We start from the raw sequence: 26,311 nt of genomic DNA, 5'->3' as shown, positions 1-26,311 counted from the left end.
CCCGCCGCACTGTCAGCACCCCCGGTTACGCTAGCCGGATGAGCGAGCGACTTCAGCCCGGGGACACCGCCCCCGCCTTCACCCTCCCCGACGCCGACGGCCGCGAGGTCTCCCTCTCGGACCACAAGGGCCGCAAGGTCATCGTCTACTTCTACCCGGCCGCCCTCACCCCCGGCTGCACCAAGCAGGCGTGCGACTTCACCGACAACCTGGACCTCCTGGCCGGCGCGGGCTACGACGTCATCGGCATCTCCCCCGACAAGCCCGAGAAGCTCGCCAAGTTCCGCGACAAGGAATCCCTCCAGGTCACCCTCCTCGCCGACCCCGACAAGCAGGTCCTCGAGGCCTACGGCGCCTACGGCGAGAAGAAGCTCTACGGCAAGACGGTCGTCGGCGTCATCCGCTCCACGATCATCGTCGACGAGGACGGCAAGGTGGAACGCGCCCTCTACAACGTGAAGGCCACGGGCCACGTGGCCAAGATCATCAAGGATCTGGGGATCTGAGGACGCCGCCCGACCAGTAGCATGGCCGGGCAGCGCCAAGCGGCCGTGGTGGAACTGGCAGTCACGCTGGGTTTAGGTCCCAGTGGGGTAACTCCCGTGAGGGTTCGAGTCCCTCCGGCCGCACCAACTCTCAGTCCAGCAGCTCCTGTACCACCGGCACCAGGGCCCGGAAGGCCTTGCCGCGGTGGCTGATGGCGTTTTTCTCCTCGGGGGTCAGTTCCGCGCAGGTGCGGGTCTCGCCCTCGGGCTGGAGGATCGGGTCGTAGCCGAAGCCGTTGGTGCCGACGGGCTCGTGGCGGAGGGTGCCGCGCAGGCGGCCCTCGACGACTCGTTCCGTGCCGTCGGGCAGGGCGAGGGCGGCGGCGCAGGTGAAGTGGGCGCCGCGGTGTTCGTCGGCGATGTCGGAGAGCTGGGCGAGGAGCAGGTCGAGGTTGGCCTTGTCGTCGCCGTGGCGGCCGGCCCAGCGGGCGGAGAAGATGCCGGGGGCGCCGTTCAGGACGTCGACGCAGAGGCCGGAGTCGTCGGCGACCGCGGGCAGGCCCGTCGCGCGGGCGAGGGCGTGGGCCTTCAGGAGGGCGTTCTCGGCGAACGTGACGCCCGTTTCCTTGACGTCGGGCACGTCGGGGAAGGCGTCCGCGCCGACGAGTTCGTGGGGCAGTCCGGCGTCGGCGAGGATCGCCCTCAGCTCGGTGATCTTTCCGGCGTTGCGGGTGGCGAGGATCAAGCGGGTCATGGCGTCCAGTATCGCGGGGACGCCATGAGCCGCCGGTCCGGCCCGGCCCGCGTTACGGGGTGCAGACCTTGGTGAGTTCGCCGGCCGCGTCGGTGACCGGGGTGATGTCGGGGGTCGCGTCGCCGTTGTCGACGGAGGTGCGGACGTTGTCCACGGCCTTCCGGAGGTCCTCGACGGCCTTGTTGACGTCGGCGTTGTCCGTCTTGTCGCCGATCTCGCCGAGGTTCTTCTCGATCGAGTCGAGGGATTCGTCGAGCTGGGTCGGGTCGTTCGCCGCGTTGTCGACGGCCTGCTGGAGATCGGTGACGCTGTCGGCGATGGCGTCGGCGGTCTGGACGCAGTCCAGCGCCTTGTCGACGGCGTCGCAGCCGGTGGTGAGTCCGGCGGTCAGCGCGACCGCCGCCAGAGTGGCGGCGATGGCGGCGGTGCGGCGTCGGCGGCTCGCGGCCATGGAACGGTCCCTCCCTCGCTCGGGCCAGACGGCCCCTTGTCCTGGCCGGGCGCACAGGGTTGAAGCTGTGCGCCCGTACCCCTCAAGACGCGGCGCCGCTCGGCGCGGTTGCCCCCGCCGAGCACCGGTTTTTGTGCGCCTTTTACTTTTCGGTGACGGTCTCCAGCGCCGCGCGCTGGGCGGTGGCCAGTTCGGTGCAGCCGGCGACCGCCAGGTCCAGCAGCGCGTTCAGCTCGTCGCGGGCGAACGGCTCCGCCTCGGCGGTGCCCTGGACCTCGACGAAGCGTCCGTCGCCGGTGCAGACGACGTTCATGTCGGTCTCGGCGCGCACGTCCTCCTCGTAGCAGAGGTCGAGCAGCGGGACGCCGGCCACGATGCCGACCGAGACGGCCGCGACGGTGCCGGTGAGCGGCTTGCGGGTGGGCTTGATCAGCTTCTTGCCCTGGGCCCAGTGGATGGCGTCGGCGAGGGCGACGTACGCGCCGGTGATGGCGGCGGTGCGGGTGCCGCCGTCGGCCTGGAGGACGTCGCAGTCGAGGACGATGGTGTTCTCGCCGAGCGCCTTGTAGTCGATGACGGCGCGCAGGGAGCGGCCGATGAGGCGGGAGATCTCGTGCGTACGGCCGCCGATCTTGCCCTTGACGGACTCCCGGTCGCCTCGGGTGTTGGTGGCGCGGGGAAGCATGGAGTACTCGGCGGTGACCCAGCCTTCGCCGCTGCCCTTGCGCCAGCGCGGGACCCCCTCGGTGAAGGAGGCGGTGCAGAGGACCTTCGTGTCGCCGAAGGAGACGAGGACGGAGCCCTCGGCGTGCTTGCTCCAGCCGCGTTCGATGGTGACCGGGCGGAGTTGTTCGGGGGTGCGGCCGTCGATTCGAGACATGGGTCGAGCCTAGTCGTATGGGGAAGGGGTCCTTCCCCTCCCTGTCGCATGGGCGGCGGCGCTTGTCACCGCGTATACGGAAGGGGCCCCTCCGGGTGCGGGTGGGGCCCCTTCGGCGGGTGAGCGGCGGCTCACATCATGTCTTCGATCTCGGCGGCGATCGGGTCGGCGTCGGTGCCGATGACGACCTGGATTGCGGTGCCCATCTTGACCACGCCGTGGGCGCCGGCGCCCTTGAGGGCGGCCTCGTCGACCAGCGAGCCGTCGCCGACCTCGACCCGCAGCCGGGTGATGCAGCCCTCGATCTCCTCGATGTTGTCGATGCCGCCGAGCCCGGCAACGATCTTCTCAGCCTTGCTGGCCATGTTCTTTCTCCCTGATCCGGCAGGATGTGCGCCGATTTTCACCGCGGCTTACCGCTTTGTCGCAGTAACCCACAGTCGGCCCAACTTCGCGAGCATTCGGGCGGTGTCGACCGCAGGATGACGTCACGGCAACACAATCGTCCATGACTGGTCTACACCACCTGACAGACGGTCGCCAAACCGCTCGGAAGGACATCCATGATTGCCGACGCCGTCAGTCCTGCCCGCGCTCGCTGGAACTCCCTGTTCCAGGGCCTGCAGAAGATGGGCCGCAGCCTTCAGCTGCCGATCGCGGTGCTGCCGGCGGCGGGCATCCTCAACCGGCTCGGGCAGCCGGACGTGTTCGGCGAGGACGGGCTGGGCTGGACCGATGTCGCCAAGGTGATGAACGGCGCGGGCGGCGCGCTGCTGGACAGTGCGCTCGGGCTGCCGCTGCTGTTCTGTGTCGGTGTCGCCATCGGCATGGCGAAGAAGGCGGACGGTTCGACGGCGCTCGCCGCCGTGGCGGGTTTCCTCGTCTACTACAACGTGCTGCGGCAGTTCCCGGAGGACTGTCCGGCCGGGACGAGGCCGGTGCCGAACATCGGGTGCCAGGGGGCGGTCGACGGGATGGTGAGCGCGTTCACCTACCAGAACCCCGGGGTGTTCGGCGGCATCGTGATGGGGCTGCTGGCGGCGTTCTTCTGGCAGCGCTACCACCGCACGCGGCTGGTCGACTGGCTCGGCTTCTTCAACGGCCGCCGGCTGGTGCCGATCATCATGGCGTTCGTGGCGATCGTGTTCGCCGCGCTGTGTCTGTGGGTGTGGCCGCCGATCGGTGACGCGCTGGAGAGCTTCAGCGACTGGATGAGCGATCTGGGCGCGTGGGGCGCGGGCGTCTTCGGCGTGGCCAACCGCGCGCTGCTGGTGATCGGGCTGCACCAGTTCCTGAACGTGCCCATCTGGTTCCAGTTCGGGACGTACACCAGGCCGGACGGTCAGGAGGTGCACGGTGACATCAACATGTTCCTGGCGGGCGACCCGACCGCCGGTCAGTTCACCTCGGGCTTCTTCCCGATCATGATGTTCGCGTTGCCGGCCGCGGCCCTGGCGATCACGCACTGCGCGCGGCCGGAGCGCCGCAAGGAGGTCGGGGGCCTGATGCTGTCGGTGGCGCTGACGTCCTTCGTGACCGGCATCACCGAGCCCATCGAGTACTCGTTCCTGTTCATCGCGCCGGCGCTGTACGCGATCCACGCGGTGCTGACCGGGGTGTCGATGGCGGTGACCTGGGGGCTGGGCGTGAAGGACGGCTTCAGCTTCTCGGCGGGGCTCATCGACTACGTCATCAACTGGAATCTGGCGACGAAGCCCTGGCTGATCATTCCGATCGGCCTGGCATTCGCCGTCGTCTATTACGCGATCTTCCGTTTCGCGATCACGAAATTCGACCTCAAGACGCCCGGGCGGGAGCCGCAGGAGGAAGTCGAGGACGTCACAAAGGTCTGAACCAATACGGTCGCCATACGGGAAACACCTACGTCACGGGCACGGCGGGTAGCGGCTCCGTAGCAGGAATCGCGGGTTCCTTATCCCTCCTTCATCGTGCTACAACAGGTCTACACCAGTGACTGGTGTAGACCTGTTTGGACGCCGCCGTCCCCTTCCTTTGTCCCCGGGCGGCGCCATGCCCTCTGGAGGAAGTTGTGTCCACGGCCAGCGCCGCTCCCGCGGCCGAGAAGAAGAAGGGTTCCGGCGTGATGGCTGTCCTGCAGCGCATCGGCCGGAGCCTGATGCTGCCGGTGGCCGTCCTGCCCGCCGCCGCCCTGCTGGTGCGCCTCGGCAACACGGACATGCTGGGGCGCGAGGAGTTCCCGGCGTTCGTGACGAAGATCGCGAGCTTCATGTCGGCCGGCGGCAACGCCATCCTCGACAACATGGCGCTGCTGTTCGCGGTGGGCATCGCGATCGGCTTCGCGAAGAAGTCGGACGGCTCCACGGCCCTGGCGGCGGTCGTCGGCTACCTGGTGTTCAAGAGCGTGCTGGCCACCTTCACCGACGGCAGCCTGCCGAAGAAGGAAGCCATCGTCGACGGCAAGATCGTGATGGTCGAGCAGGCGGTGGACGCCAAGGTGCTCGGCGGTGTCGTCATGGGTCTCGTCGTCGCCCTGCTCTACCAGCGCTTCTACCGCACCAAGCTGCCCGACTGGGCGGGCTTCTTCGGTGGCCGCCGCCTGGTCCCGATCCTGTCGGCCTTCGCGGGTCTGGTCATCGGCATCGTCTTCGGCTACATCTGGCCGGTCCTCGGCACGGGTCTGCACAACTTCGGCGAGTGGCTGGTCGGCTCCGGCGCCGTCGGCGCGGGCATCTTCGGTGTCGCCAACCGCGCGCTGATCCCGGTCGGCATGCACCACCTGCTGAACTCCTTCCCGTGGCTCCAGGCCGGCGAGTACGAGGGCAAGAGCGGCGACATCGCCCGCTTCCTGGCCGGCGACCCGACGGCGGGTCAGTTCATGACCGGCTTCTTCCCGATCATGATGTTCGCCCTGCCGGCCGCCTGCCTCGCGATCGTGCACTGCGCCCGCCCCGAGCGCCGCAAGGTCGTCGGCGGCATGATGTTCTCCCTCGCGCTGACCTCGTTCGTCACCGGTGTCACCGAGCCGATCGAGTTCACCTTCATGTTCATCGCGCCGGTGCTGTACGCCATCCACGCCGTCCTCACCGGTGTCTCGATGGCGCTGACCTGGGCGCTCGGCATGAAGGACGGCTTCGGCTTCTCGGCCGGCGCGATCGACTTCCTGCTGAACCTGGGCATCGCGACCAACCCGTGGGGCCTGGCCCTGGTGGGCCTGTGCTTCGCGGCGGTCTACTACGCGGTGTTCCGCTTCGCGATCACCAAGTTCAACCTGCCGACGCCGGGCCGCGAGTCCGACGAGGAACTGGCGGAGCTGCAGAAGGCCGAGGCCAAGTAACCCCCGGCTCCCCGCACACCGAGGCCCCCGGAACCGTCCTGGCTCCGGGGGCCTTCGTCATGCCGTACGACGCATCCCTTACGGGGTAGGGATCCCGTGCGGCTCAGATCTCGTACGACCTCCTGGGCACCGCCAGTTCCACCGGCCCGTCGTACACCGCCCGCGCGTCGGTCAGGTTGACCTGGGGGTCGGTCCACGGGGGGATGTGGGTGAGGACCAGGCGGCGGGCGCCCGCCCGGGTCGCCGTCTCGCCCGCCTCGCGGCCGTTGAGGTGCAGGTCGGGGATGGACTCCTTGCCGTGCGTGAACGCGGCCTCGCACAGGAAGAGATCGGTGTCGCGGGCGAGTTCGTCCAGGACCGGGGTCACACCGGTGTCGCCGGAGTACGTCAGGGAGCGGCCGGCGTGCTCGATGCGGATGCCGTAGGCCTCCACGGGGTGGGCCACCCGTTCGGTGTGCACGGTGAAGGGGCCGATCTCGAAGGTCGACGGCTTGACCGTGTGGAAGTCGAAGACCTCGCTCATCGACGACGCCGACGGCGTGTCGGCGTAGGCGGTGGTCAGCCGGTGTTCGGTGCCCTCGGGGCCGTAGACGGGGAGCGGATCGCAGCGTCCGCCGTCGTGCCGGTAGTAGCGCGCCACGAAGTACGCGCACATGTCGATGCAGTGGTCGGCGTGCAGATGACTCAGGAAGATCGCGTCAAGGTCGTAGAGACCGCAGTGGCGCTGCAGCTCGCCCAGGGCGCCGTTGCCCATGTCGAGGAGCAGCCGGAAGCCGTCGGCCTCGACGAGGTAGCTCGAGCAGGCCGATTCCGCGGACGGGAACGACCCCGAGCAGCCGACGACGGTGAGCTTCATGAAGCAGAAACCTCCGCTGGCGGGTGGTGAGAAACGGGGGTCGTGCGGTCCGTCGAGCGTAAGGCGCAAATCCTGCGGTCGCTCCTCCGGCAGTGGCCGTTGTGGGCGAACTCACCTGTGTTGTCACCGGTTCGGCTGGACGCGGGGGGTGCGCGGCGCTGTGCAGGGCGCGCGGGTGAGGGCGTGCGCCGGTAACGTCGTCGGTATGGACACGTCCTGGTGGCTGGCGCTCGTGGCGGTGGTGCTGCTCGCGCTCGTCGCGGTGCTCGTGGACGGCTGGGGCCGGCGGCGTCCGCGCGGTCACCGGTCGCGGGGCCGGGGCGGTGCCCGGCCGCAGCCGGCGGAGATCTGGTGGGCGGACGGGCCTTGTCTGGTGCTGTCGGTGCGGGGGCGGCGGGCGCGGGTCGCGAAGATCACCAGCACGTACCGGGACGAGCGGGCCGGTGTGGTGCCGCTGCCGCCGGGTGCCGTGGGCGACACCCAGGGGCGGGCGGGTTTCCTGGAGACGGACGAGCTGTGCGAGGTCCCTGTCGGGGACTTCCGGCGCAGGGTCGGGGTGGTGGACCCGGTCCTGTGGGACCAGGTCCGTCACCTGACCCGGTAGCGGTCGTCGAGCGACCGCGGGCCGGTGGGGGCTTGTCGCGCGGTTCCCCGCGCCCCTTCCGGGGCGCTGATCAGGCCCAGAGTTGGCCTTGCAGCGTTTCGATCGCTTCCTCCGTCGTCGCCGCGGTGTAGACGCCGGTCGAGAGGTACTTCCAGCCGCCGTCGGCCACGACGAAGACGATGTCCGCGCTCCCGCCCGCCTTCAGCGCCTTGCGGCCGACGCCGATCGCGGCGTGCAGGGCGGCGCCGGTGGAGACGCCCGCGAAGATGCCCTCCTGCTGGAGGAGTTCGCGGGTGCGGGTGACCGCGTCGGCGGAGCCCACCGAGAAGCGGCTGGTCAGCACGGAGGCGTCGTACAGCTCGGGGACGAAGCCCTCGTCGAGGTTGCGCAGGCCGTAGACCAGGTCGTCGTAGCGCGGCTCGGCGGCGACGATCTTCACGTCCGGCTTGTGCTCGCGCAGGTAGCGGCCGACGCCCATGAGGGTGCCGGTGGTGCCGAGGCCCGCGACGAAGTGGGTGATCGAGGGGAGGTCCGCCAGGATCTCCGGGCCGGTGGTCGCGTAGTGCGCGCCCGCGTTGTCCGGGTTGCCGTACTGGTAGAGCATCACCCAGTCGGGGTGCTCGGCGGCCAGTTCCTTGGCGACGCGTACGGCGGTGTTGGAGCCGCCCGCGGCGGGCGAGGAGATGATCTCGGCGCCCCACATGCCGAGCAGGTCCCGGCGTTCCTGGGAGGTGTTCTCGGGCATCACGCAGACCATGCGGTAGCCCTTGAGCTTGGCCGCCATGGCCAGCGAGATGCCGGTGTTGCCGGAGGTGGGCTCGAGGATGGTGCAGCCCGGGGTCAGCCGGCCGTCCTTCTCCGCCTGCTCGATCATGTGCAGGGCGGGGCGGTCCTTGACCGAGCCGGTGGGGTTGCGGTCCTCCAGCTTGGCCCAGATGCGGACGTCGGCGGACGGCGAGAGCCGCGGCAGGCGCACCAGGGGGGTGTTGCCGACCGCGGCCAGCGGGGAGTCGTACCGCATCGCCGGTCAGGCCATGCCACCGGCGACCGCCGGCAGGATGGTGACGTTGTCGCCGTCGGCGAGCTTGGTGTTGATGCCGTCGAGGAAGCGGACGTCCTCGTCGTTCAGGTAGACGTTGACGAACCGGCGCAGCTGGTCGCCGTCCACGATCCGGGCCTGGATGCCCGCGTGCCGGGTCTCGAGGTCGGCGAACAGCTCGGCGAGGGTGTCGCCGCTGCCCTCCACCGCCTTCTGGCCGTCGGTGTACTGGCGGAGGATGGTCGGGATGCGGACCTCGATGGCCATGGCAAGGGGCTCCTGTCGGAAGGAAAAGGGGTCTGACGTCAGGGGGCACGCGAGGAGGACGCGCCGCGGCGCACGGCCGTACGGCGGCAGCGCGAGATCAACAGATGGCGCTGTTCAGCCTGCACAGGTCGACGTGCAGCCGCGCCACGAGCAGCGTGCCCGGCGCCTTGTCACTCACGTCGAGGAGAACCATGGGCTCATCGTATCGATTCCCGGTCCGGCTTCCGGAGTGTGATCCCACATAGCGGACGTCTGTGGGCCGCATTCTGGGATCAGTACGCCGCGACGACCTTGACCTCCTCCTCCGTGACCTCGCCGTCCACGATCCGGAAGGAGCGGAACTGGAACTCGCCCATGCCGTCGGTGTCGGCGGTGGAGACGAGGACGTAGTGGGCGCCGGGCTCGTTGGCGTAGGAGATGTCGGTGCGGGAGGGGTAGGCCTCGGTCGCGGTGTGGGAGTGGTAGATGACGACCGGTTCCTCGTCTCGGTCGTCCATCTCGCGGTAGAGCTTGAGCAGGTCGCCCGAGTCGAACTCGTAGAACGTGGGCGACATGGCCGCGTTCAGCATGGGGATGAAGCGCTCGGGGCGGTCCGAGCCGGCCGGGCCCGCCACGACGCCGCACGCCTCGTCGGGGTGGTCCTTGCGCGCGTGGGCGACGATCTGGTCGTACAGGGCCTGGGTGATGGTCAGCATGTCCGTCAGGATAAGCAGAAGGGCCGTTCCGTACCGAGGGTTGGTACGGAACGGCCCATATGCCGGACGCCCTGAGCGGCAGCCGCAGGGGGTGCCACGAGTACCCCCTGCGGCTGAGCGTCCTCGGAGAGGGTCCGCCGCGCTGTCGGCCGCGCCGCTCAGCCGCGCTTGCGGAAGGCCGCCGCCTCCGGGTTGCGGCTCTTCAGCACGAGGTAGCTGACGCCGAGGATCAGGGCCCACACCGGAGCGCAGTACAGCGAGATCCGGGCGTCCTTGTCGATCCCCATGAGCACGATCACCATGCCGATGAAGGCCAGGGCGAACCAGCTGGTGAACGGGGCACCGGGGGCCCGGAACTCCGAGCGGGGCAGCTCGCCGCGGTCGGCCTTGGCCCGGTAGCGGATCTGGGAGATCAGGATCATGATCCAGGCCCACATACCGGAGATGGTGGCGAAGGAGACGACGTAGTCGAACGCCTTGCCCGGCCACTGGTAGTTGATCCAGACGCCGACCATCATCAGCGCGGCCGAGAACGTGGTGCCGACCAGCGGGAGGCCCTTGGGCGTCAGCTTGGTGAACAGCTTCGGGCCCTGGTTGTTCAGCGCCAGGTCGCGCAGCATGCGGCCGGTGGAGTACATGCCGGAGTTGCAGGACGACAGGGCGGCGGTGAGGACGACGAAGTTGACGATGCCCGCGCCGGCGGCCAGGCCCATCTCCTCGAAGGCGGCCACGAAGGGGCTCACGCCGGGCTGGAAGTGGGTCCACGGCACGACCGACAGGATCATGATCAGCGCGCCGACGTAGAAGACGGCGATACGCCACGGCACGGTGTTGATCGCCTTGGGCAGCACGGTCTTCGGGTCCTTGGACTCGCCCGCGGTCACACCGACCAGCTCGACGGCGAGGAAGGCGAACATGACCATCTGGAGGGTCATCAGGGACTCGCCGACGCCGTGCGGGAAGAAGCCGCCGTTGCTCCACAGGTGGGTCAGCGAGGCGGTGTCGCCGGCGTCCGAGAAGCCGATCGTCAGGATGCCCGCGCAGATCAGGATCATGCCGATGATCGCGGTGACCTTGACCATCGAGAACCAGAACTCCAGCTCACCGAAGAGCTTCACGGAGATGAGGTTCGCGCCGTACAGGATGATCGTGAAGACCAGGGCGGACACCCATTGCGGGATGTCCCACCAGTACGTCATGTAGGCCGCCGCGGCGGTGACCTCGGTGATGCCGGTGACGACCCAGAAGAGCCAGTACGTCCATCCCGTCACGAAGCCCGCGAAGGGGCCGATGAACTCGCGCGCGTACTCCGAGAAGGAGCCGGACACGGGGCGGTACATCAGCAGCTCGCCGAGCGCGCGCATGATGAAGAAGATGACGAGGCCCGCGATGGCGTACGCCAGGATGAGGCTGGGCCCGGCCTTCGAGATGCCCTTGCCCGCGCCGAGGAAGAGACCGGTGCCGATGGCTCCGCCGATGGCGATCATCTGGATCTGCCGGCTGCCGAGGCCCCGCTCGTACCCCTCTTCGGAGGTGTTCTCCTTGTCGACCTGCACAGAGGTCATGTCTTTGGTGCGCCTTTCTCCATACCGACCCGGGCCTCTCGTCGGCCTCGGATCGGGTCACGATCCCCCCGGATTGATGGAGCTGAGCGGGTTCCCTCCCCGGGGCCGCTCTTGCCTGGCCGACGGTTGTCGGCTCGGTGGCGCACCCGGCGCACATGGGTGGTGTTCGCCGGGCGGTCGTGAAGATTTATCACGGCCGCAACATTGATCACCCGCGGGACATGTGGCACACACCATAGGGAGAAGCGGACAAAGGGTGCATTGGCGTGCATGTGCCGCCACGGAGGTGACACGATCGTTATCCGGATTTGAGCGTCCGCTGAGCGAACACCCGCACGAGAGCAATCAGGGCATCAGGGTGGAGACCAGCGTCTCCTGGAGCCCGCCCAGCCACAGATACGCCATCACCATCGGCTTGCGGGGATCCTCGTCCGGCAGCCGGTAGAGCCGGTCGGTGTCGTCCTCGTCGGTGATGTCCAGCCGGGAGCCGATGGCCAGGCGCAGATCGTTGAGGGCGCCGAGCCAGCGCCGGGACTCCTCCGGGGAGAGCTCCAGCACCGCGCCGGTGTCCCCGGCGGGCGTCAGCGCGTCCAGGGAGCGGATCACCGCGAGGGCGTTGTCCCGCTTGCCGGCCCGCAGGTCGTTCTCGGTGTAGCGGCGGAACTCGGCGGAGTACGCCTTCTGCTCCTCGGCCTCGCGGGGGTCGGCGGTGCCCTCCGGGTCGCGGTAGGCGTCCGGGAAGAGGCGGCGCAGCACCGGGTCGGCGGGCGGTTCGCTCGGGCCCTCGGCGAACAGCTCGGCGAGCGGGTCGCCGGAGGCGTCCTCGGCGGGGCCGGGCCCGATGAGTTCCAGCAGCTGGACGGCCAGCGAGCGGATGATGGAGATCTCGACGTCGTCGAGCGCGACGGCCGCGCCGCCGCCGGGGAGCGGTTCGAAGGTTCCGGGCATCGGTCTGAGGTCGCTACTTCCGGTCCTGCTGGAGGGTGGCCCACAGACCGTAGCCGTGCATCGCCTGCACGTCGCGCTCCATCTCCTCGCGGGTTCCGCTGGAGACGACCGCCCGGCCCTTGTGGTGGACGTCGAGCATGAGCTTGGTGGCCTTGTCCTTGGAGTAGCCGAAGTACGTCTGGAAGACATACGTCACATAGCTCATGAGGTTGACCGGGTCGTTGTGCACGATCGTGACCCAGGGGACGTCGGGCTCGGGAACGGCGGAGACCTCCTCCGCCGACTCGGTGCGTTCGATCTCGATGGGAGCGGCTGACGTCACATGACCATGCTGCCACGCCCACCAGAAATCGTCACACTGACGAAATAGGAGTACCATGCGTGGGCATGAACACAGCAGACCTTGGGCTGCCGGTGAACGTCCCGTCGACGGCGCTCTTCACGGACCAGTACGAGCTGACGATGCTCCAGGCCGCACTCCGGGCGGGCACCGCCGGGCGGCGGAGCGTGTTCGAGGTCTTCACGCGGCGGCTGCCGGACGGGCGCCGCTACGGCGTGGTCGCGGGCACCGGGCGGGTGCTGGACGCGGTCGAGAACTTCCGCTTCGACGAGGGCGTCCTCGGCTTTCTGCGCGAGCGCGGCATCGTCGGCGAGGAGACCCTCGACTGGCTCGCGGACTACCGCTTCAGCGGGGACATCTGGGGCTACCCCGAGGGCGAGGTGTACTTCCCGGGCTCGCCGATCCTGCGGGTCGAGGGCACCTTCGGCGAGTGCGTGCTGCTGGAGACGGTGATCCTCTCCATCCTCAACCACGACTCGGCGATCGCCGCGGCGGCCTCCCGGATGTCCTCCGCGGCCGGGGAGCGCCCGCTGATCGAGATGGGCGCCCGCCGCACCCACGAGCTGTCCGCGGTCGCCGCCGCGCGCGCCGCCTACGTCGGCGGCTTCGCCTCCACGTCCGACCTCGCGGCCGGGTTCCGGTACGGCATCCCGACCGTCGGCACCTCCGCGCACGCCTTCACCCTGCTGCACGACCGCGAGCGCGACGCCTTCCGGGCCCAGGTGGACTCCATGGGCCGCGGCACGACCCTGCTGGTGGACACCTACGACGTCACCGAGGCGGTCCGTACGGCGGTGGAGGTCGCCGGTCCGGAGCTGGGCGCCGTGCGGATCGACTCCGGCGACCTGCTGCTGGTCGCGCACCGGGTGCGGCAGCAGCTGGACGAGCTGGGCGCGGTGAACACGAAGATCATCGTGACCTCGGACCTCGACGAGTACGCCATCGCCTCGCTGGCGGCGGCGCCGGTGGACGCGTACGGCGTGGGCACCCAGCTCGTCACCGGGTCCGGCTATCCGACGGCGTCCATGGTCTACAAGCTGGTCGCGCGCGCCGAGTCCGCCGACCCCGAGGCGCCGCTGGTGCCGGTGGCGAAGAAGTCCACCGGCGGCAAGACCTCCATCGGCGGCCGCAAGTGGGCCGCACGGCGCCTCGACGAGCAGGGCGTCGCCGAGGCCGAGGTGGTGGGCACCGGGCCGGTCCCGGACGCGCTGGCCGACCGGCAGCTCCTCGTCCAGCTGGTCAAGGGCGGTCAGGTGGTCGCACGGGAGCCGCTGGACGTCACACGACGGCGCCATGCCGCCGCACGAGCCAATCTGCCGCTGTCCGCTACCCAGCTCTCCCGTGGGGAACCCGTCATTCCGACGGAATACCTGCACGGCGAGGCGGGCAGCTGACCTCTGGCCGCCCGTACGCCCCCGGTGCCCCCTCCCGCACCGCGACCGAAGTCTCTAGGCTCGGAGGTTCACCTGCGGACCTCCGAGACCCCATAGCCGAAGGACACCGACCATGCGCCGCGCCTTGATCGTCGTAGACGTGCAGAACGACTTCTGCGAGGGGGGCAGCCTCCCGGTGGCCGGAGGTGCCGACGTGGCCGCCGCGATCACCGAGCTGATCGGGCAGGCCCCCGCCGGGTACCGGCATGTGGTGGCCACCCGCGACCACCACATCGCGCCCGGGGGCCACTTCGCGGACGACCCCGACTTCGTCGACTCCTGGCCCGCGCACTGCGTCGCGGGCACGGAGGGCGTCGGCTTCCACCCGAACTTCGCGCCCGCCGTCGCCTCCGGCGCCATCGACGCCGTGTTCGACAAGGGCGCGTACTCGGCGGCGTACAGCGGGTTCGAGGGCGCCGACGAGAACGGGGTGCCGCTCGCCGAGTGGCTGCGGGCCCGGCAGATCGACGAGGTCGACGTGGTCGGCATCGCCACCGACCACTGCGTGAAGGCCACCGCCCTGGACGCCGCCCGCGAGGGCTTCCGCACCCAGGTCCTCCTCGACCTCACCGCGGGCGTCAACCAGGAGAGCGTCGAGCGGGCCCTGGAGGAGATGCGCGAGGCGGGCGTGGAGCTGACCGGCAAGCCGGTCGTCTCGGGCTAGCCCGCCACGGGCCGACCTGCGGGGACCACTCGGGGTTGCCCAGGCCTGACGCGCCTGCGCCCGCCGACGCGATTCAGCCGGCCCGGCGCGCTAGGCCGGGGCCGTCGGCCGGCGGAGCAGGGAGCGGATCGGGCGCCAGAGTTCCATGGCCGCGACACCGTTGTCGGGGGCCGTGCGCCATATCAGGCCGTCGGGGTGGTGGAGGACGGCGGTGATCTCGTCCGGGGTCGGTGGGGCGGCGTTGCCCCGCAGGTAGACGGCGCGCAGTCCCAGGTTGCGCAGCCTGGTCAGGGCGCGCGCCCGGTTCTGGGCGTGGACGAGGACCCGGACGCTGCCGGGGCTGTCGGCGGCGGGGCTGGGCAGGTTCAGCGCCACCACCACCGAGCCGTTCGGCAGCTTGCAGAAACCTCCTGCGGCCATGCGGTCACATCCCCGTGTCAGCCGGTGTCAATAAGAGAGCCACAGGACGCATCTGAACACGTTCGGCGGCAACCCGCCAAGGGGTTGCCGCCGATACGCCTCTGACCTGCGGAAATTCCGACTACTTCACCGCGGGCCCGACCTCGACCTTGATCAGGGAGCCGTCCTTGGCCTCCTTGACGATCTTGATCTTGGTGTTGGTGTCAGTGATCTTGACGCCGGCGGTCGGGGTGGACTCGTCGTAGTAGGTGTTCGTGTGATCGTTGAAGACCGGCACGCCCTTCGACGACGGGACCCGGGTCGCGACGTCCGCCTTGTGCAGCGTGATGCCGTCGGTGCGGTACAGGCTGAACGGCGCGTCGTACGACTGCACGCGGTTGCGCATCGGCGTGCCGTCGGCCCACTTCAGCGGCGCCGGGTGGGAGTCCACCGGGAGCAGCAGGCCGACGCCCTCGTGCTCGCTGGTGTTGTTGTCCTTCTGCGAGGTGTCCCACTTCCAGATCAACAGGCCGTTCTGGTACGGGTAGTGCTCCACCCAGTCCGGACGGCTCGCGAAACCGAAGTTGTACGGGCCGGACTTCAGGGTCCTGTCGTACGACACGTACTGCCGGTTCTCGGCGATGTAGAACTGGTCGTACTCCTCGGTGAAGGTCGCCCCGATGCGGGAGAAGCCCTTCTTCGTCCAGCCGGCGTCGTCGCCCTCGGCGTTGTCCGTGAACAGCGCGGTGCCGTCGGCCACGACGGAGATGGCGTCGGCCGCGAAGCCCTTCAGCGCCACGCCGCCGTCGCTCTGGTAGCGGAAGCGGAGGTCGATCTTCTTGCCCGCGTACGCGTCCAGGGAGTACGCCAGCTTCTGGTAGCCGTCGACCGTGCCGGTCAGCGCGGGCTTGCCGCTGCCGTCGCGCGGGATCGGCGAGCCGCCCACCGTGCCGTCCAGGGCGGTCCAGGTGGCGCCGCCGTCGGTGGACACCTCGGTGTAGAGGTAGTCGTAGTCCTTCTCGATCTCGTACCAGCCGTCGAGGGTCAGCGCCGCCGACGTCTTCCCGGTCAGGTCGACCGAGCGGGTCAGGGTGTTGCGCAGGTCGTCACCGCTGCCGCTCCACCACTGCTTCGTGCCCTCGGCCGGGGTGACGATCTCGGTGGTGACCTGCTTCCTCGGCAGGGTCACGATGAGCGCCTGCGGGTTCTTGGTGTTGTACTCGGCCACGCCCAGCTTGTGCTTCGACTTCGTGGCGGCCTTGGCCGTGTCGTAGTCGAGCCAGCCGAGCTGGAGCTTGTCCCAGGCGGTCATGTCGCCGGGCAGGTCGCCGATGGTGCCCTGGCCCCGGCCGAGCCAGGAGCCGGAGGACATGAGGGTCCAGAAGCCGGTGGAGTTCTCGCCGCCCTGGGTGTCGTAGTGGTCCGGCAGACCGAGGTCGTGGCCGTACTCGTGGGCGAAGACGCCGAGTCCGCCGTTCTCCGGCTGGATGGTGTAGTCGCCGACCCAGATGCCGGTGGAGCCGATCTGGGTGCCGCCGAGCTTGTTGAAGTCGGGTCCGGTGGCTCCCTGGTCGGTGCCGAAGGCGTACCAGCGGTGGGCCCAGATCGCGTCCTCGCCCTGCGCGCCGCCGCCCGCGGACTCGTCCTCGCCGGCGTGCACGATCTGGAAGTGGTCGATGTAGCCGTCGCGCTCGTTGAAGTCGCCGTCGGCGTCGAAGTCGTAGCGGTCCCACCGGTCGTACTCGGCGAGCTTCGCCTTGATCTCGGCGTCGGTCTTGCCGGCGGCCTTCTGCTGCTCGACCCAGGCGGTGACGCCGTCCTGCACCGCGTACCAGGCGCAGTTGTCCGGGTCGCACTTGTTCGAGCCGTAACGGGCCTCGTTGTACGGGACCTTGACCCAGTCGGAGACCTCGCCCTCGATGGAGTAGCGGCCCGAGGACTGCCTCTCGTAGTAGGTCTTCATCGAGTCGGCGCCGTCGCCGAAGTACAGGTTCCGGTAGTGCTCGCGGTCGTAGTCCGCCTGCCAGGCGGTGCTGTTGTCCTTGGTGCGGTCCGGCTCGGCGATCTGGTTGTGCAGCGGGCCGGGGGTGCCGCCGTAGCGGGGGTCGGTCTTGTCGCCGAACTCGACCAGGATGGTGAAGATCTTGTCGGTCTTCTCCCGGCCCAGCTCGACGTACTTGCTCTGGCCCTTGCGGCCGGGCAGCTCGACGACCTGGGAGCCGTCGCGCTTCTGTATCTCGGCCTCGCCCGATATGACCTGCTTCAGGGCCTCTTCGCGCTGGGCCTCCTGGGTCCTGGTGAAGGGGCCCTCGAGGTCGTGTTCCTCGTGGGCCTTGGCGGACGCCGGGTCCTGCCGGTCGACGGCGGCGGGCTTTCCGGCCGGTCCGGCCGGGTCGGCCTGCGCCACACCGTAGGTCGAGAGGCCGGCGGTGGCCGCCGCGAGCGCCACCGCGGTCGCGGCGGCTCTGAACGTCCAGGGTCTGCTGGTCACTTGAGATCCTCCCCCGCGTCCGGGCGCGCGGAAGGAAGGACCTGGTCATCGGGTGTCCGCGCACGCGCGATCGACGCGTGTAGTCAAGTGACGTCATTGGACTAGAGGTTGGGCGGAAAAGACAGGTCTTGACTTGGACAGGTCAACTGCACTATGCGGTGTTCCACTTCCGCTCAGCGGACACCTCCGGGCACCGGGTATGACTCGATGCGCCCCCTGTGCTCCGGCACTGTTGGTCATCTCACGCTTACGCTTCGTTCCACTCGGGCATGCAGGCGAATAGATTGACGAACACTGCCGAACACATATGCCTGTCCGCACCTCCCCCACGGCGAGAGGCACAGGGGGAGACCCCCGATTTCCGAGGACAACGATTGCCATGCCTCGTCCGACCGCCGCACAGCTCGCTTACGGCTCCTGCACCGTGATCCTCTCCACGCTCGCCATGCTGCTGTTGTCCCAGACGAGTTCGGCAGCGGGGATCGCCCTCATCGCCGTCGCGGCGCTGGCCCTCGGGCTGCTGGTCGCGCTGGCGGTCCCGGTGCGCAGGGCCGCCGCCCCGCGGACCGTGCCCGCCTCGCCCGCGGCACGGCGCACCGCCCAGGAACCGGTGGGGGCCGCGTCCGTATCCGACAACTGACGGCGTGGCGCGCCGTCCGCGCGGTCAACCGGTGCTGACCACCACCGTCTTGGCCGCCTTGTCGTGCAGGCCCTGCTTGTAGGGCTTGTCGAAGTAGCTCACGCCGCCGGTGATCGCCGTCCACACGCAGGCGCAGCAGAAGGCGAACGGGAGCCAGAGCACCGCCGCGCGCAGCAGTGCGGTCTGGACGGAGGGCGTGGCCCCGTTGTCCAGATTGGCGACGCGCATGTTCAGCCATTTCTTGCCGAGCGTCTGCCCCGACTTGGCGGTCATGAAGGTGTCGTACGCGATGTAGAGCACCGCCGCGATCGCGGACTGCCCGAGGGACTTCGCCGTGTCCATGTCCTCGCCGGTCACGTCGTACTCGCCGACATTGAAGATCCAACTGAGCAGGACGATGACCGCACCCACCAGGATCATGTCGATCAGCCGGGCGAGCGTGCGTTTGCCGCTGTCGGCGAGCGGGGGCATCCCGGCGAGCGGGTCCTCGGGGTAACCGCCGCCGTATCCGCCACCGGGTCCGCCGCCGGGTCCGCCGGGACCGCCGGGGCCGCCGGGTCCTCCGCCGTACGGGCCGCCGTCGTACGGGCCTCCTCCGTACGGCGGGGGCGGCGGGCCGCCGGGTCCGGGGCCACCGCCGCCGGGTGGGTTGTCGTACGGCGATCCGCCGCCCGGCGGGGTGCCGTACGGCGAGCCGGAGCCCGCGCCGGGCGGGGGCTGCTTCCTGAACGGATCGTCTTGCGGTGGCCGGTCGTCGGGGCCGGGGGGCGGTTCGGTGGTCATGGCCCGAGTGGACCGCGAAGGCACCGGCCGCGCATCCGGCGGGCCGCCGTCCGGAGTACGGCCGACCGGGCGGCCGAGGCCCGCCCGCCGGGTGACCGGGGGTCAGCCCGCCACGAACGTCCGCGCCGCCTTGTCGTGCCAGCACTGGCGCCACGGCTTGTCGAACAGGCACCACAGCACGCCGACGAGTCCCACGCCGAGCATGCCGGGCACGCTGTAGACCAGCCAGCGGCACAGGGCCGCGCCGAACGCCGGGGGCTCGTGCGCCTCGATGTCCCGCACCTCCAGGCCCATCAGCCGCTTGCCGAGCGTACGGCCCCACTTGGCGACCGGCAGCGCCTCGCAGAGGATGCCGGCGACCATCATGACGCCCAGGATGATGCCCAGGTACATCGACGTGGTGCCGTCGAGCAGCCACACCGTGACCGTCTGGCCGGAGAGCTTGGCCTGGTCGACCTTGTCCTGGATGTGGTCCAGCGCCTTGGCGCCGAGCGGCACCGCCGCGATCGCGGTGATGCCCGCGACGACGACCGTGTCGATGAGCCGCGCCACCAGCCGCTTGCCGAGCCCTGCGGGGCGGGCCGACGCCTGGCGGCGCGCGGCGGCCTGGAACGGGTCCTCGACCGGCGGCTTCCACGGCGCGACCGGCTGGTCGTCGGCGGCGCCCGCGGAGCCCCCGGCGAGCTGGTGCACCTGCTGCGCCCAGGAGGCCTGTCCACCGCCCGGTCCGGCCGTCACCGGCGTGGCGGCAGCCGCCTGCTGCGGCACCTGCGCCGCACGGGCCGGGAAACCGGCGGCGGGCTGGTGCTGGGCACCTGCGGCGGGCTGGTGCTGGGCACCTGCGGCGGGCTGGTGCTGGGGGCCTGCGGGGGTGGTGGGGGTGGCGGCGGAACCGGTTGCGGGGGCCGAGGCTGCCTGCGCCGCCGCCGCGGCGCGGGCGGCCGCCGCCTTGCCGGCGGCGAAGCCGGGGCCGGCGGGGGCGGGGCCGGTGGGTGAGGTGGGGGTGCCCGCTCCGGGGGTGCCGGGGGTTCCGGGAGTGCCCGGGGTTCCGGCGGTGCCGGCGGTGCCGGACGCGCCCGGGGTTCCCGGTGCGCCGGGCGTTCCCGAGACACCGGCGGTGCCGGACCCACTCGGGGTCCCGGGGGCGGCGGAGGCTCCCGAGGTCCCCGGGGTTCCCGAGGCACCGGGCGTACCCGGCGCGGCGGACGCCGCCGAGACACCGGCGGTGCCGACGCCGCCCGGGGTTCCGGCCGCGCCGGAGGCTCCCGAGGCGCCGGGCGTCCCCGACACGCCAGGCGTGCCCGGCGCTCCCGAGACACCAGGCGTGCCCTGTGCGCCGGATGCCCCCGCGGCACCGGACATGCCGGGCCCGCCCGGGGTTCCCGCCGCGCCGGGGGCTCCGGAGGCAAACGGCGTGCCGGAGGCGCCCGGGGTTCCCGACCCGGGCGGACTCGCCGCCGCCGTACCGGAAGCAGCCCCACGCGGGCCGACCGCGCGGAAGGTCATGGTGCCCTCGTCCCGGCCGCGTCCCGCGGCGCCGGGCCCCATGACCGGGCCGAAGCCCGCCCCGGAGCCGGAGGCGCCGGGGGCACCCTGGTCCGCCCCGAAACCGGGAGCGCCACCCGAGGCCTGGCCCGCGCCGCCGGCCTGGCCCGGCCCGAGACCTGACGCGCCGTCGCGCCCGCCCGCGCCCGCCGCGGACCCGCCGGGCGCCGAACCCCCCGCCGCCGGGCCCGCCGCCGAACCGCCCTCCGCTCCCCCGGACTCAGCCGTCGGGCGGCGGAAGACGAACGTGTTGCCGGGGGTCGCCGAGTCGGTGTCGGACGTGGTCGGTGCGGTGGTGTCGGGGCGGGGGGAATCCTCCGTGGACGCCCGGGGGTCGGTGCCCTGGGGAGCGCCCCAGGAGACGCGGCGGTCCTGGTCCCCGCCGAAGCCGGACTGGTGGGAGCGGTCGGCGCCCCAGGAGGGCGCGGGTTCCTCCACCGGGTCCTCGTCGAAGAAGTGGGGCCCGGTCTCCTCGACCGAGGCCGAGGCCGCCGAGGGCTGGGCCGGGCGCACCCCGGGCGGCGGGGCGAGCGGTTCGCCGTCGGCCGGGGCCGGACGGCTGGTGCCCGGTACCCACGCGGCACCGTTCCAGTACCGGACATATCCGGGGATGGAGGGGTCCGGGTAATACCCTTCGCGGGGCCTGTCGTCACCGGGGGCCGGGGTTGGGGCGCTCATGTCCGTCGTCCCGTATCTGCTCGGGGGTGTAATGGGGGCCTCCACATCTATCAGACCGGCGCAACCCTGAGCGCCCGTCCCGCCGTACCCACCCCTTTCGAGCACGGTTGTGCTACCCCGGCGCCACCGAAGGCCACCGGCGCGGAAAAAAGTTCGCCGAACCCGCGTAATGCCCGAGCGTCCACCCGCTCTCCACTCGTACGGGCCCACCGCCGGACCCGTACGACAGAGAGGAAGACCGTCATGTTCACCGTCGTGGAGCGCGAACTGGAGATGCGCCTGGTGCTGTCCCCGGAGCACGCCGTCGCCGTGCCGGCCCGCCTCGGCTACCGCACCGACGACCCGTACGCCGTGCACATCGCCTTCCACATCAACTCACAGTTCCCGGTGCACTGGACGTTCGCCCGGGACCTGCTGGTGGAGGGGGTGTTCCGGCCGTGCGGGCAGGGCGACGTGCGGGTGTGGCCGACGAAGACGGAGGGGCGCAGCGTCGTGCTGATGGCGCTGAGTTCCCCGGACGGGGACGCACTGCTGGAGGCTCCGGCGGCTCAGGTGTCGGCGTGGCTGGAGCGGACGCTGCGGGCGGTGCCCCCGGGCACGGAGGGCGAGCAGCTGGGCGTCGACGACGGTCTCGCCCAATTGCTCGCCCGGTGAGCGTACGGGGCCGGGGCGCGGAGGTCAGAACAGCTTGCCCGGGTTGAGGATGCCCAGCGGGTCGAACACTTGCTTCACCGCCCGCTGCATCTCCAGGCCTACCGGGCCGAGTTCCCGGGCCAGCCACTCCTTCTTCAGCACGCCGACGCCGTGTTCGCCGGTGATGGTGCCGCCGAGTTCGAGGCCGAGGGCCATGATCTCGTCGAAGGACTCGCGGGCGCGCCGGGACTCGGCCGGGTCCCGGGCGTCGAAGCACACCGTCGGGTGGGTGTTGCCGTCCCCCGCGTGCGCGCAGACCCCGATGGTCAGCCCGTACTTCCCGGCGATGCGCTCGACGCCGTCGAGCAGTTCGCCGAGCCGGGTGCGGGGCACGCACACGTCGTCGATCATCGTGGTGCCCTTGACGGCCTCCAGCGCGCTGAGCGACAGCCGGCGCGCCTGGAGCAGCAGTTCCGACTCGGCGGCGTCGTCGGCGGGCACCACCTGGGTGGCGCCGGCGGCCTCGCACAGCGCGCCCACGGCGGCGAGGTCGGCGGCCGGGTCGGGGGTGTCGAAGGCGACGAGGAGCAGCGCCTCGGTGGTCTCCGGGAGCCCCATGTGCGCCAGGTCGTTGACGGCCTTGACCGTCGTACGGTCCATGAGTTCGAGGAGTGACGGGACGTGTCCCTCGGCCATGATCCGGCACACGGCGTCGCAGGCCGCCGCCGCCGAGGCGAACTCGGCGGCGAGCACGAGCTGCCGCGGCGGCTCCGGTTTGAGCGCGACGGTCGCGCGGACGACGATGCCGAGCGAGCCCTCGGAGCCGACGAACAGCCGGGTCAGGTCGTATCCGGCGACGCCCTTGGCGGTGCGGCGGCCGGTGGACATGAGCCGTCCGTCGGCGAGGACGACGTCCAGGCCGAGCACGTACTCGGCCGTCACCCCGTACTTCACACAGCACAGCCCGCCGGCGGCGGTGCCGATGTTGCCGCCGATGGTGCACATCTCCCAGCTGGAGGGGTCGGGCGGGTAGTACAGCCCGTGTTCGCCGACCGCCCGGGAGAGGGCGGCGTTGACGACGCCCGGCTCGACGACGGCGATCCGGTCGACCGGGTTGATCTCGAGGATCCGGTCCATCTTGGTCAGGGACAGCACGATGCAGCCGTCGGTGGCGTTCGCCCCGCCCGACAGGCCGGTGCGGGCGCCCTGCGGGACGACCGGGACGCGCAGCTCGGTCGCGGTGCGCATGACGTGCCGAACCTCTTCGACGGTGCGCGGCAGCACCACCACGGCGGGCGTGCCGGCCGGGCAGAAGCTCGCCATGTCGTGGGCGTAGGAGACGGTGACGTCGGGGTCGGTGTGGACGGCCTCGGCCGGCAGTCCCGCGAGCAGCCGGTCGACGAGAGGGCTAGGGCTCATGATCACAGCGTCGCACCGGGGGCCATCGGTGTGAACCCCGTCGCGGCACCCTTCGGCTGACCGGATGTGCTCGTCGTATTGACGCACAGTGAGCGGCATGGAGACGCAGGAACGCACGGAGGAGAACGCGTCCGGCGGGCGTCGGCGCCGCCGGACCCGGATCGCGACGGTCGTCCTGGCCGGCGTGCTCGCCGGGGGTTTGGCGGTCGGCGGCGCGCTGGTGCTGCTGCCGTCCGACCGGCCGGCCGCGCCGCCGCCCGCCGCGGGGGCCGCCGCGGCGCGGGACGCGGTCGCCAAGGGGATGCCGGCCGCGCCGCCGGAGCTGTCGGCGCTGATCGGGAACCGGGAGGCGCATCTGCGGAAGCATCCGCGGGACGCCGCGGCCTGGGCGGTGCTGGGGACGGCGTATGTGGAGCAGGGGCGGCGCAGCGCCGACCCCGCGCACTACCCGAAGGCGGACCGGGCGCTGCACGCCTCGCTGCGGGTGCGGGCCCGCGGCAACGCGGAGGCGCTGGACGGCCTGGCGGCGCTGGCGAACGCGCGGCGGGACTTCCGGGCGGCGCGCAAGTGGGCCGAGGCGGCGCTGAAGGCCGACGGCGAGCGGTGGACGACGTATCCGCTGCTGATCGAGGCGTACACCGGTCTCGGTGACCTCAAGGCGGCCCAGCGGAACCTGGACCGGTTGAAGAAGCTGCGGTCCGGGCCCGCCGTGCAGGCCCGCGCGGCGGCCGTGTACTGGGACCTGGGCTGGCGTGAGGACGCCGCGGCCAAGCTGGCGGACGCGGTGGCGGGGGCCGGCTCGGCCGCCGAGCGGGCGGCGTGGCTGGAGCGGGCCGGGCATCTCGCGTGGGAGCGCGGGGACCGGGAGGCGGCTCTGCGCCACTTCCAGGAGGCGCTGCGCACCGACCCCGACCAGCGGGCCGCGCAGGCCGGGCAGGGCAGGGCGCTGGCGGCGCTGGGGCGGACGTCGGAGGCGCTGACCGCGTACCGGGCGGCGCTGGACAAGCGGCCGGCGCCGGAGTACGCGCTGGAGCTGGGCGAGCTGTACGAGTCGCTGGGGCTGGGCCAGGCGGCGCGGGTGCAGTACGACCTGCTGCGGGAGCGGGTGCGGGCGGCGGCTGCGGGAGGCGCGGACGAGGAGCTGCTGCTGGGCCGCTTCGAGGCGGACCACGGGGACGCGGAGTCCGCCGTGCGGCGGCTGCGCGCGGAGTGGCGGCGGCACCCGTCGGCCGCGGTGGCCGACGCCCTGGGGTGGGCGCTGCACCGGGCGGGCGAGCACGAGGAGGCGCGGAAGTTCGCGGTGCGGGTCACGGAACGGGAGAAGGGCATCGGGGTGCGCAGCGCCCTGTACTCGTACCACCGGGGGATGATCGAGCGGGCCCTCGGGCACGAGGGCCCCGCTCGGCGCCATCTTCAGGAGGCGCTGCGCCTGAACCCGTGGTTCTCCCCGCTGCACGCGCCGCGCGCGCGGGCGGCTCTGAGGGCGCTGGGCGAGCCGCCCGTGGAGCCGCTGCCACGGGGAGTGCGGGCGCCGGAATAGCCCCGGAGGGCCCGGAGCAGGGCCCGGAGGGCTCCGGAGCCGGACCGGTGGGCTCCGGAGCCGGGCCGGTGGGCTCCGGAGCCGGGCCGGCTACAGGTTGCCGCGCTTGGCCTGCTCGCGTTCGATCGCCTCGAACAGAGCCTTGAAGTTGCCCTTGCCGAAGCCCATCGAGCCGTGGCGTTCGATGAGTTCGAAGAAGACGGTCGGGCGGTCCTGGACCGGCTTGGTGAAGATCTGCAGCAGGTAGCCGTCCTCGTCGCGGTCGGCGAGGATCTTCAGCTCGCGCAGGGTGTCGATGGGCACGCGGGTCTCGCCGACCCACTCGCCGAGGGTGTCGTAGTAGGAGTCCGGGGTGTCCAGGAACTGCACGCCGTGCTCGCGCATGTGGCGGACGGTGGCGACGATGTCGTTGGTGGCGAGCGCGATGTGCTGGACACCGGGGCCGTTGTAGAACTCCAGGTACTCGTCGATCTGCGACTTCTTCTTCGCGATCGCCGGCTCGTTGATCGGGAACTTCACCTTGCGGGTGCCGTCCGCGACGACCTTCGACATCAGCGCCGAGTACTCGGTGGCGATGTCGTCGCCGACGAACTCCTTCATGTTGGTGAAGCCCATGACCTTGTTGTAGAAGGCCACCCACTCGTTCATCCTGCCGAGTTCGACGTTGCCGACGCAGTGGTCGATGGCCTGGAAGGTGCGGCGCTCCGGCGGGGCGACGATCGGGGCGGCGGCGGTGTAACCGGGCAGGTAGGGGCCGTCGTAGCCGGTGCGCTCGACCAGGGTGTGGCGGGTCTCGCCGTAGGTGGCGACGGCGGCGAGGACGACGGTGCCGTGCTCGTCCTTCAGCTCGTACGGCTCGGCGACGCTGCGGGCGCCCTGCTCGATGGCGTGCGCGTACGCGGCGCGGGCGTCCGGGACCTCGATGGCGAGGTCGATGACGCCGTCACCGTGCTCGGCCACGTGCTCGGCGAGGAAGTGGCCCCAGGTGGTGGCGGGCTTGATGACGGAGGTGAAGACGAACCGCGCCGAGCCGTTCTCCAGCACGTAACTGGCGGTCTCGCGGCTGCCGTTCTCCGGTCCGGAGTAGGCGACCAGCTTCATGCCGAAGGCGGTGGAGTAGTAGTGCGCCGCCTGCTTGGCGTTGCCCACGGCGAAGACGACCGCGTCCATTCCCTTGACCGGGAAGGGGTCGGCCTGCCGGGCGGTGTCGGGAGTGTGGTGTGTGGTCTGCGTCATAGCCGAAGCCTGGCCTCGCTCTGCAAGGTGCGCAATAGTTTGCGTATTCACTGGGCAGCCTGCTCAGTCGTACGGCCGTATCGGCAGGCTTTCTGTACAGGATGCCCACTGCACGGCCACCGCGGAACGGGCCGGGAGGGATCGGCATGGCGATCGATCATCTGGACGGGCGGATCATCGTGCTGCTGGCGCGCGAGCCGCGGATCGGGGTGCTGGAGATGTCCCGGCGGCTGGGGGTGGCGCGCGGCACCGTGCAGGCGCGGCTGGACCGGCTTCAGTCGAACGGAGTCATCCGCGGGTTCGGCCCGCAGGTGGACCCGGCGGCCCTCGGCTACCCGGTGACGGCGTTCGCCACGCTCCAGATCCGGCAGGGGCAAGGAGCCGACGTACGGGCCCACTTGGCGACCGTGCCGGAGGTGCTGGAGCTGCACACCACGACCGGCACCGGCGACATGTTGTGCCGGCTGGTGGCCCGCTCCAACGCCGATCTTCAGCGGGTGATCGACCGGGTTGTCGGTTTTGATGGCATTGTCCGGGCCTCTACCGCGATCGTGATGGAGAACCCCGTTCCGCTGCGGATCATCCCGCTGGTGGAACAGGCGGCGCTGCCGACCGACTCGCCGGGCAGGGCCCGGGAAGGGACGTCCTAG

At 70.9% G+C, this 26,311-nt stretch carries 28 protein-coding genes and 1 tRNA gene; 11 read left to right on the top strand and 18 right to left on the bottom strand.

Annotation, left to right across the window (positions count from 1 at the left end):
• Positions 1–38 precede the first annotated feature (38 nt).
• Both bcp and ACIG0D_RS00585 read left to right on the top strand, forming a co-directional pair.
• Positions 39–506 (top strand): thioredoxin-dependent thiol peroxidase, encoded by a 468-nt coding sequence (bcp, locus tag ACIG0D_RS00590; RefSeq protein WP_365760501.1) that lies wholly within the window; start codon positions 39–41, stop codon positions 504–506.
• A gap of 39 nt (positions 507–545) precedes the next feature.
• A tRNA-Leu gene (locus tag ACIG0D_RS00585) sits at positions 546–632 on the top strand.
• 4 nt (positions 633–636) lie between these two features.
• Here the strand turns inward: ACIG0D_RS00585 and rdgB are convergent.
• From rdgB to ACIG0D_RS00565, 4 genes are all read right to left on the bottom strand, one after another.
• Positions 637–1,239, bottom strand: a complete 603-nt coding sequence (gene rdgB / locus ACIG0D_RS00580; RefSeq protein ID WP_399795405.1) for an RdgB/HAM1 family non-canonical purine NTP pyrophosphatase — start codon at positions 1,237–1,239, stop codon at positions 637–639.
• Positions 1,240–1,291: 52 nt separating this feature from the next.
• On the bottom strand, positions 1,292–1,690 hold the full coding sequence (locus ACIG0D_RS00575) for a hypothetical protein (RefSeq protein ID WP_399795404.1): 399 nt from the start codon (positions 1,688–1,690) through the stop codon (positions 1,292–1,294).
• A 142-nt stretch (positions 1,691–1,832) separates the two neighbouring features.
• The gene (gene rph / locus ACIG0D_RS00570; RefSeq protein WP_399795403.1) at positions 1,833–2,570 is read right to left on the bottom strand and encodes a ribonuclease PH; all 738 of its coding nucleotides are present in this window, start codon (positions 2,568–2,570) and stop codon (positions 1,833–1,835) included.
• Between the two features lie 131 nt (positions 2,571–2,701).
• Complete coding sequence (locus ACIG0D_RS00565; RefSeq protein WP_165999139.1) at positions 2,702–2,935, bottom strand: glucose PTS transporter subunit EIIB; 234 nt, start codon at positions 2,933–2,935, stop codon at positions 2,702–2,704.
• A 198-nt stretch (positions 2,936–3,133) separates the two neighbouring features.
• On the opposite strand from ACIG0D_RS00565, the gene ACIG0D_RS00560 reads away from it, so the two are divergent.
• Positions 3,134–4,423: a PTS transporter subunit EIIC gene (locus ACIG0D_RS00560; protein WP_399795402.1), complete on the top strand. Its 1,290-nt coding sequence runs from the start codon at positions 3,134–3,136 to the stop codon at positions 4,421–4,423.
• Positions 4,424–4,620: 197 nt separating this feature from the next.
• The gene (locus tag ACIG0D_RS00555; RefSeq protein ID WP_399795401.1) at positions 4,621–5,886 is read left to right on the top strand and encodes a PTS transporter subunit EIIC; all 1,266 of its coding nucleotides are present in this window, start codon (positions 4,621–4,623) and stop codon (positions 5,884–5,886) included.
• Positions 5,887–5,989: 103 nt separating this feature from the next.
• Here ACIG0D_RS00555 and ACIG0D_RS00550 read toward each other — a convergent pair whose 3' ends face one another.
• Complete coding sequence (locus tag ACIG0D_RS00550) at positions 5,990–6,742, bottom strand: MBL fold metallo-hydrolase (RefSeq protein WP_365760485.1); 753 nt, start codon at positions 6,740–6,742, stop codon at positions 5,990–5,992.
• 205 nt (positions 6,743–6,947) lie between these two features.
• Here ACIG0D_RS00550 and ACIG0D_RS00545 point away from each other — a divergent pair, with 205 nt between their 5' ends.
• On the top strand, positions 6,948–7,346 hold the full coding sequence (locus tag ACIG0D_RS00545) for a type II toxin-antitoxin system PemK/MazF family toxin (protein WP_399795400.1): 399 nt from the start codon (positions 6,948–6,950) through the stop codon (positions 7,344–7,346).
• A gap of 70 nt (positions 7,347–7,416) precedes the next feature.
• Here the strand turns inward: ACIG0D_RS00545 and ACIG0D_RS00540 are convergent, their stop codons facing one another.
• The 7 genes from ACIG0D_RS00540 to clpS all read right to left on the bottom strand — a co-directional run bounded on the left by ACIG0D_RS00540 (position 7,417) and on the right by clpS (position 12,239).
• Positions 7,417–8,367 (bottom strand): PLP-dependent cysteine synthase family protein, encoded by a 951-nt coding sequence (locus ACIG0D_RS00540; RefSeq protein ID WP_399795399.1) that lies wholly within the window; start codon positions 8,365–8,367, stop codon positions 7,417–7,419.
• Between the two features lie 6 nt (positions 8,368–8,373).
• On the bottom strand, positions 8,374–8,652 hold the full coding sequence (locus tag ACIG0D_RS00535) for a MoaD/ThiS family protein (RefSeq protein ID WP_365760479.1): 279 nt from the start codon (positions 8,650–8,652) through the stop codon (positions 8,374–8,376).
• A 97-nt stretch (positions 8,653–8,749) separates the two neighbouring features.
• Positions 8,750–8,845: a putative leader peptide gene (locus ACIG0D_RS00530; protein WP_019065921.1), complete on the bottom strand. Its 96-nt coding sequence runs from the start codon at positions 8,843–8,845 to the stop codon at positions 8,750–8,752.
• A gap of 79 nt (positions 8,846–8,924) precedes the next feature.
• The gene (locus tag ACIG0D_RS00525; protein WP_365760477.1) at positions 8,925–9,347 is read right to left on the bottom strand and encodes a M67 family metallopeptidase; all 423 of its coding nucleotides are present in this window, start codon (positions 9,345–9,347) and stop codon (positions 8,925–8,927) included.
• 158 nt (positions 9,348–9,505) lie between these two features.
• Complete coding sequence (locus ACIG0D_RS00520) at positions 9,506–10,912, bottom strand: amino acid permease (RefSeq protein ID WP_399795398.1); 1,407 nt, start codon at positions 10,910–10,912, stop codon at positions 9,506–9,508.
• 345 nt (positions 10,913–11,257) lie between these two features.
• Complete coding sequence (locus tag ACIG0D_RS00515) at positions 11,258–11,860, bottom strand: DUF2017 domain-containing protein (RefSeq protein ID WP_399795397.1); 603 nt, start codon at positions 11,858–11,860, stop codon at positions 11,258–11,260.
• 13 nt (positions 11,861–11,873) lie between these two features.
• On the bottom strand, positions 11,874–12,239 hold the full coding sequence (gene clpS / locus ACIG0D_RS00510; RefSeq protein WP_399795396.1) for an ATP-dependent Clp protease adapter ClpS: 366 nt from the start codon (positions 12,237–12,239) through the stop codon (positions 11,874–11,876).
• A gap of 8 nt (positions 12,240–12,247) precedes the next feature.
• Between clpS and ACIG0D_RS00505 the strand changes: the two genes are divergently transcribed.
• The gene (locus ACIG0D_RS00505) at positions 12,248–13,594 is read left to right on the top strand and encodes a nicotinate phosphoribosyltransferase (RefSeq protein WP_399795395.1); all 1,347 of its coding nucleotides are present in this window, start codon (positions 12,248–12,250) and stop codon (positions 13,592–13,594) included.
• 112 nt (positions 13,595–13,706) lie between these two features.
• Positions 13,707–14,297, top strand: a complete 591-nt coding sequence (locus tag ACIG0D_RS00500) for a nicotinamidase (protein WP_399795394.1) — start codon at positions 13,707–13,709, stop codon at positions 14,295–14,297.
• 90 nt (positions 14,298–14,387) lie between these two features.
• Here ACIG0D_RS00500 and ACIG0D_RS00495 read toward each other — a convergent pair whose 3' ends face one another.
• Both ACIG0D_RS00495 and ACIG0D_RS00490 read right to left on the bottom strand, forming a co-directional pair.
• Positions 14,388–14,717, bottom strand: coding sequence for a hypothetical protein (locus ACIG0D_RS00495; protein WP_399795393.1), 330 nt, complete (start codon positions 14,715–14,717; stop codon positions 14,388–14,390).
• A gap of 121 nt (positions 14,718–14,838) precedes the next feature.
• Entirely contained in the window at positions 14,839–17,187 is a 2,349-nt protein-coding gene (locus ACIG0D_RS00490; RefSeq protein WP_399795392.1) for an immune inhibitor A domain-containing protein, read from the bottom strand.
• A 379-nt stretch (positions 17,188–17,566) separates the two neighbouring features.
• Here ACIG0D_RS00490 and ACIG0D_RS00485 point away from each other — a divergent pair, with 379 nt between their 5' ends.
• Entirely contained in the window at positions 17,567–17,827 is a 261-nt protein-coding gene (locus ACIG0D_RS00485; protein WP_399795391.1) for a hypothetical protein, read from the top strand.
• Between the two features lie 24 nt (positions 17,828–17,851).
• Here ACIG0D_RS00485 and ACIG0D_RS00480 read toward each other — a convergent pair whose 3' ends face one another.
• Together ACIG0D_RS00480 and ACIG0D_RS00475 are read right to left on the bottom strand one after the other, a co-directional pair.
• A complete protein-coding gene (locus ACIG0D_RS00480; protein WP_399795390.1) occupies positions 17,852–18,610 on the bottom strand; it encodes an RDD family protein in 759 nt (252 codons plus the stop codon).
• 102 nt (positions 18,611–18,712) lie between these two features.
• On the bottom strand, positions 18,713–20,833 hold the full coding sequence (locus ACIG0D_RS00475) for an RDD family protein (RefSeq protein WP_399795389.1): 2,121 nt from the start codon (positions 20,831–20,833) through the stop codon (positions 18,713–18,715).
• A gap of 243 nt (positions 20,834–21,076) precedes the next feature.
• On the opposite strand from ACIG0D_RS00475, the gene ACIG0D_RS00470 reads away from it, so the two are divergent.
• Complete coding sequence (locus ACIG0D_RS00470) at positions 21,077–21,487, top strand: SsgA family sporulation/cell division regulator (RefSeq protein ID WP_399795388.1); 411 nt, start codon at positions 21,077–21,079, stop codon at positions 21,485–21,487.
• Positions 21,488–21,511: 24 nt separating this feature from the next.
• Here ACIG0D_RS00470 and ACIG0D_RS00465 read toward each other — a convergent pair whose 3' ends face one another.
• Positions 21,512–22,885, bottom strand: coding sequence for an FAD-binding oxidoreductase (locus ACIG0D_RS00465; protein WP_399795387.1), 1,374 nt, complete (start codon positions 22,883–22,885; stop codon positions 21,512–21,514).
• Positions 22,886–22,982: 97 nt separating this feature from the next.
• Here ACIG0D_RS00465 and ACIG0D_RS00460 point away from each other — a divergent pair, with 97 nt between their 5' ends.
• Positions 22,983–24,425, top strand: coding sequence for a tetratricopeptide repeat protein (locus ACIG0D_RS00460; RefSeq protein ID WP_399795386.1), 1,443 nt, complete (start codon positions 22,983–22,985; stop codon positions 24,423–24,425).
• Positions 24,426–24,515: 90 nt separating this feature from the next.
• On the opposite strand, the gene hppD is transcribed toward ACIG0D_RS00460, so the two are convergent.
• The gene (gene hppD / locus ACIG0D_RS00455; protein WP_399795385.1) at positions 24,516–25,661 is read right to left on the bottom strand and encodes a 4-hydroxyphenylpyruvate dioxygenase; all 1,146 of its coding nucleotides are present in this window, start codon (positions 25,659–25,661) and stop codon (positions 24,516–24,518) included.
• 146 nt (positions 25,662–25,807) lie between these two features.
• Between hppD and ACIG0D_RS00450 the strand changes: the two genes are divergently transcribed.
• Positions 25,808–26,311 (top strand): Lrp/AsnC family transcriptional regulator, encoded by a 504-nt coding sequence (locus ACIG0D_RS00450; protein ID WP_365759543.1) that lies wholly within the window; start codon positions 25,808–25,810, stop codon positions 26,309–26,311.

This window comes from Streptomyces sp. NPDC052773 (genome assembly GCF_044547145.1).
GTDB lineage: Bacteria > Actinomycetota > Actinomycetes > Streptomycetales > Streptomycetaceae > Streptomyces.
This window is presented reverse-complemented; position numbering and strand designations above follow the sequence as displayed.